4 protein-coding genes are annotated in these 4,959 nt (G+C 46.4%); all 4 read right to left on the bottom strand.

Features of this window, described 5'->3' with window-relative positions:
• Positions 1-19 precede the first annotated feature (19 nt).
• The gene (gene malZ / locus CAG68_RS12670) at positions 20-1,846 is read right to left on the bottom strand and encodes a maltodextrin glucosidase (protein WP_161441223.1); all 1,827 of its coding nucleotides are present in this window, start codon (positions 1,844-1,846) and stop codon (positions 20-22) included.
• Between the two features lie 141 nt (positions 1,847-1,987).
• Positions 1,988-2,782, bottom strand: a complete 795-nt coding sequence (locus CAG68_RS12665; RefSeq protein WP_005387275.1) for an ABC transporter ATP-binding protein — start codon at positions 2,780-2,782, stop codon at positions 1,988-1,990.
• Positions 2,779-3,714 (bottom strand): ABC transporter permease, encoded by a 936-nt coding sequence (locus CAG68_RS12660; protein ID WP_005380812.1) that lies wholly within the window; start codon positions 3,712-3,714, stop codon positions 2,779-2,781. Before CAG68_RS12660 ends, CAG68_RS12665 begins: the two co-directional genes overlap by 4 nt.
• 175 nt (positions 3,715-3,889) lie before the next feature.
• Entirely contained in the window at positions 3,890-4,855 is a 966-nt protein-coding gene (locus tag CAG68_RS12655; protein WP_161441222.1) for an ABC transporter substrate binding protein, read from the bottom strand.
• Positions 4,856-4,959 lie beyond the last annotated feature (104 nt).

Below are 4,959 nucleotides of genomic sequence, written 5' to 3'. Positions count from 1 at the left end.
ATCAATATAGAGTGTGGTGTCACTTTAGTCGCCATAATTTGCAGCTCTGTGCCGACATATTGACAGAGATATGACCTTTATAATCAACCTGTTCTGTGTCATCTAACAACGATATAACTTGGCTAACCTCCAAGCCCAGTTGCCACATAGGTAAATCGATTGAACATTCATTACCACTGAGATTAATCATAACAACGACTGCTTCACGACCCAGTACACGTGCGTACGCCAACTGGTTGTTAGTGCAATGCAGCCATTGAATACAGCCCGACTGTAAAGGCTTACATTGTTTACGTATCTTGATCCATTGTTGGTAAAGCGATAGCCATTGTGAACTTTCAATTTCATTCCAAGGAAAACAACGACGATTATCCGGGTCTAGCCCTCCTTCTAGACCGACTTCACTCCCATAGTAAATACAAGGCGTGCCAACGTAAGTCATAAGCATTGCTAGCGCGACGTTCATTTTACGCTTATCACCATCAACCAATGTGATAAACCGAGCAGTATCGTGACTATCGAGTTGATTTAGCTGCGATAGCTGATTCGAAAATGGGATTTTTGCTCTGGCTTCGTCCAACCATACTTTAAACTCCAAACCATCAATGTTGATTGGATCGTACATAATGTCTTGTCGTGCGATAAAAACTCGGACTGGATGAGCAAAACCGTAGTAGTTCATCGCCCCATCCTCTTGATCACCTTGCAACCACTGCGTTGCTTCAAAAAAGTGCTCACCTAACACATAAGCATTCGGGTTTACTGACTTAGTTGCATGACGAAACGCTGCCACATAATGAGCATTGTTTTTCGCGCCGTCCCCTTCGCCAAGCATATGGATTACATCAAACCGCCAGCCATCAACCAAGTACGGTGGCTTCAGCCAATACTTGATGACAGAATCTTCACTTTGGTAGATGTAGTCGCGCACCTGTTCATTTTCGAAGTTCAGAACCGGTAAGTTACCAATGCCTTTCCAACCAATGTAGTGATTGGTTTCGCCTTCGAAAAAGTAGTAATCACGGAACTTTGACTGCGGATTGCCATACGCTCCTTCTCCTTTTTGTTGGATATCAAACCAAGGATGATGCACTGACGTGTGGTTAAACACCGCGTCTAAGACAATCTTCATATTCTTACCACGGATTTTCTCACACAGTTCAGCAAACTGATCATTGGTGCCGAACATAGGGTCAACAGTGAAGTAATCGGTGGTGTCGTATTTATGATTACTTGGTGAAGAAAAGATCGGATTAAAATAAAGCGCAGTAACGCCGAGCTGTTCAAGATAGTCCAACTTTTGCTCCACACCTTTGAGGTCGCCGCCAAAGAATTCACGTGCCCCGGTATTTTGGTGAGAGCCTACCGCATCTCCCCACACCTTGACGATCGATGCAGAATCATACTGAGCATAAGCGTGGCGAATATCAGACTCACTTTTACTAGCAGAAAAACGGTCAGGAAAGATTTGATAGAAAACTTGCTCTTGGACCCAGCTTGGTGGTTGATGCTCTACATTCAACTTAAAGTGGAACTCTTTGGGTGGAATACGCTTTTGTACGCCTCGTGCATCGAGCCAGTATTGTTGTCCGTCTTTGAGGAGCTTAAACACATAATGTGTGACATCTCGATCTTGATTTGGTCGAAACGATGCCTCCCATAGTAATAATTCACCAGCTGTTCCTACTTGAGCCATGTCGACCAGATATTCTTCATTGTCCGGCTCAATACGCACATAGACGGAATCAAAATCCAATGTCTCGGTTTTCAGCCTGACTGTAACTTGCTCGTCATTACAAGCTAAACCATCAATAGTTTGACTATGAAAAATAAATGGCAGGTTCATTATGGGCACTCCTCGTCATCGGATATGCCACTATGTTATTGAAGAATTAGAGACAAGAAATCCTCCCTGCGAGTTGACATATCAGCCAATTTTCCCATGGAGGATCACACTTAGTAGGCGTAGTGACTTGTCGGATACCGCTTAGTTCAACAAGAGACTGTCATCTGCCAGCTCTTCACCACGCACTTTGGAGAACATATCCAACAAGTCTGGTACTTGCATGTTAGCGCGCTGCTCTCCAGCCACATCAAGCACAATTTCACCTTGGTGAAGCATTACGGTCCTATCGCCACATGCTAATGCGTCTTTCATCGAATGCGTCACCATCATCACGGTTAAATCGAACTCATCGACAATACGTTTAGTTAAGTCGATAACAAACGCCGCCATACGAGGATCAAGCGCAGCCGTGTGTTCATCAAGCAACAACAACTTACTCTCCGATAACGTCGCCATCACAAGGCTAACGGCTTGTCGTTGTCCACCAGACAGCAACCCAATGCTATCGCCCAAGCGGTCTTCTAAACCAAGACCGAGGATGCTAATTCTCTCTTGGAACAGCTTGCGACGTTTAGTAGAGAGCGCCAACCCCCAGCTGCGTTTTTTACCACGCATGTGCGCTAGAGCCATGTTCTCTTCTATCGTCAGTTCACCACAAGTCCCGGCCAATGGATCTTGAAACACTCGGGCGCATTGCGTCGCACGTTGGGCTACCGTCTGCTTGGTGACGTCTTTGCCATCAATGATCACCTGACCACCTATCATCGGCGTCTCACCTGTCACCGCACCAAGCAACGTCGATTTTCCTGCGCCATTAGAACCAATCACGGTAAGAAATTGATGCTCTGGAACCTCTAAAGAGACGCCTTTCAATGCACGATTTTCCAAAATCGTCCCTGGGTTGAACGTGACCTGAATGTTATTTAGTTCGATCATAATGCCTCCCCAGAACCATTTTTTGATGCCGCTTGTTTAGCATCAGTAACGCGTTGTTTCGCTCTCATGCTCTGTTTTAGCTTTGGAGCAATAAGCGCCACAGCCACCAATACTGCGGTAACCAGGTTGAGGTCTGAAGCTTGTAAACCAAACATGCCAGAACTCAAAGCGAAAGCCACTGCAAGACGATAAAGTACCGAACCGATGATGACCGCAAATACCGCAACCCAAATCTTGCGCCCGGGAATAAGGGTCTGCCCCAAAATCACAGCTGCCAAACCAACGACAATGGTGCCCACGCCAGAGGTCACATCCGCAAAGCTGTTCGTTTGTGCAAACAACGCGCCTGCGAATCCCACAAACCCGTTGGATAAAGCCAAGCCAAAGTAGGTATAAAAGCCAGTGCTCGCCCCTTGCGCAGAAACCATACGCGCATTCACACCCGTGGCTCGTAAACCAAGACCAAAGTCGCTGTTCAGCAGGCGAATGACAAAGAAAGCGGAGAGAAGAACTAAGGCCCCAACAACCAGAGGGCGAATAAACATCGCATCGCCCAATGCTTCAAACGGAGTGAGAATCGTATCCTCTCCAAGCAACGCCATATTAGGTTTGCCCATAATACGAATATTAATTGAAAATGCAGCGATCATGGTAAGAATGGAAGCTAACAGGTGTAAAATACCACACCGAACAGCCAGAAAAGCGGTTACCCACCCCGTCATACTACCAGCTATCATCGCCATTATTGTCGCAAGCCAAGGATTAATACCTGCGACAATCGCCGTTGCAGCTACCGCAGCTCCCATTGGAAAGCTGCCATCCACACTCAAATCGGGGAAATCGAGAACACGGAACGTAAGATACACACCCAGAGCGACTAGGCCATAAATCAAGCCAATTTCGAGTGCACCAAAAAAAGCAAATGCAGACATAACTGCTCCTTTCTGCATGCTCAGGCTGGCTAATACCAACCTGAACTTAAGACTTCTAACGTATACTCCCCTTCTTCTCTAGCAGAATGCTCTACACGAGAAATCTGGCGAGTATCAGTTTTGGGGCAAGCCTCTACCAACTAGCGTGACGGTCTTTACCCCAAAAGAGCGTTACTTATTGCATGCTTGTCGCACGTTCAACCACAGAACTTGGCAGCTTGATACCGAGCTTAGATGCTGCGCTTTCATTAATTACAAGGTCAGAGCCCGTCGCGACTTTTACATCCAGCTTGCCTGGTTCTTGACCATCAAGAATCGCCGCCACGTAATCCGCGGTTTGTACACCAACCTGGTAGTAGTCAAAACCTAAGCCTGCAATAGCACCCTTTTCGACATACGACGTCGCGCCACCAAATACAGGTTTCTTCGCTTGATTCGCTGCCACAATCATCCCTTCAATCGCACTTGCAACTGTATTGTCTGTTGGGGCGTAAAGAATGTCTGATTTCGCTGCAATCGCTTGAGTCGCAGACTGAACATCAGCACTTTTTAGTGCGGTCGCTTCAAACACTTGTATGCCTTTTGCTTTTGCGCTTTCTTTTAGTAATTCAACTAAAGTCACGGCATTAGCTTCACCGGGATTAAATACAACCCCGATGCTTTTCACCTGAGGAAGAATTTCTTGGATGAGATCGACATGCTGAGCAACGGGTGAAAGATCAGACAGGCCAGTTACGTTTTTGCCTGGTTGTTCCATCGACTTAACCAATTTCGCACCAACCGGATCTGTTACCGCAGTAAAGACAACAGGAATAGAGCGAGTAGCCGACACCAAGGCTTGTGCCGAAGGTGTCGCGATGCCAACTAACACATCAGGATTTTCGCCGACGTACTGACGGGCAATTTGCACCGCAATCGCTGGATTACCCTGTGCGGTCTTATAATCAAATTCTAGATTTTTGCCTTCTTCGTAGCCTTTCGCTTTCAAACCATCAAGTAATCCTTGGCGCGTCGCGTCTAACGCCGGGTGTTCGACAATCTGTGAAACTGCGACAGTTGCAGTGGCGGCCAGTACATTGGTAGAAGAGAAAATAGCAGTAGCAGATAGAACGGCGGTGGCTAATAAACGTTTCGTTTTCATCATAACTCCTTGATGTGACTTCGTCCTTGTTTCACGAGCTTTCAATATGTGTATCGACTCGTGAATTCAAATGTTTGAAGGCGGTATTGTTGTGTTCGTATAAC

This window comes from Vibrio sp. V42_P2S4T144, from assembly GCF_009904715.1.
Lineage (GTDB): Bacteria > Pseudomonadota > Gammaproteobacteria > Enterobacterales > Vibrionaceae > Vibrio > Vibrio alginolyticus.
This window is presented reverse-complemented; position numbering and strand designations above follow the sequence as displayed.

Bases quoted from the DNA above. Each gene is read 5' to 3' on its own strand.
- malZ (WP_161441223.1), bottom strand. From the start codon at position 1,846: ATGAACCTGCCATTTATTTTTCATAGTCAAACTATTGATGGTTTAGCT.
- CAG68_RS12665 (WP_005387275.1), bottom strand. From the start codon at position 2,782: ATGATCGAACTAAATAACATTCAGGTCACGTTCAACCCAGGGACGATT.
- CAG68_RS12660 (WP_005380812.1), bottom strand. From the start codon at position 3,714: ATGTCTGCATTTGCTTTTTTTGGTGCACTCGAAATTGGCTTGATTTAT.
- CAG68_RS12655 (WP_161441222.1), bottom strand. From the start codon at position 4,855: ATGAAAACGAAACGTTTATTAGCCACCGCCGTTCTATCTGCTACTGCT.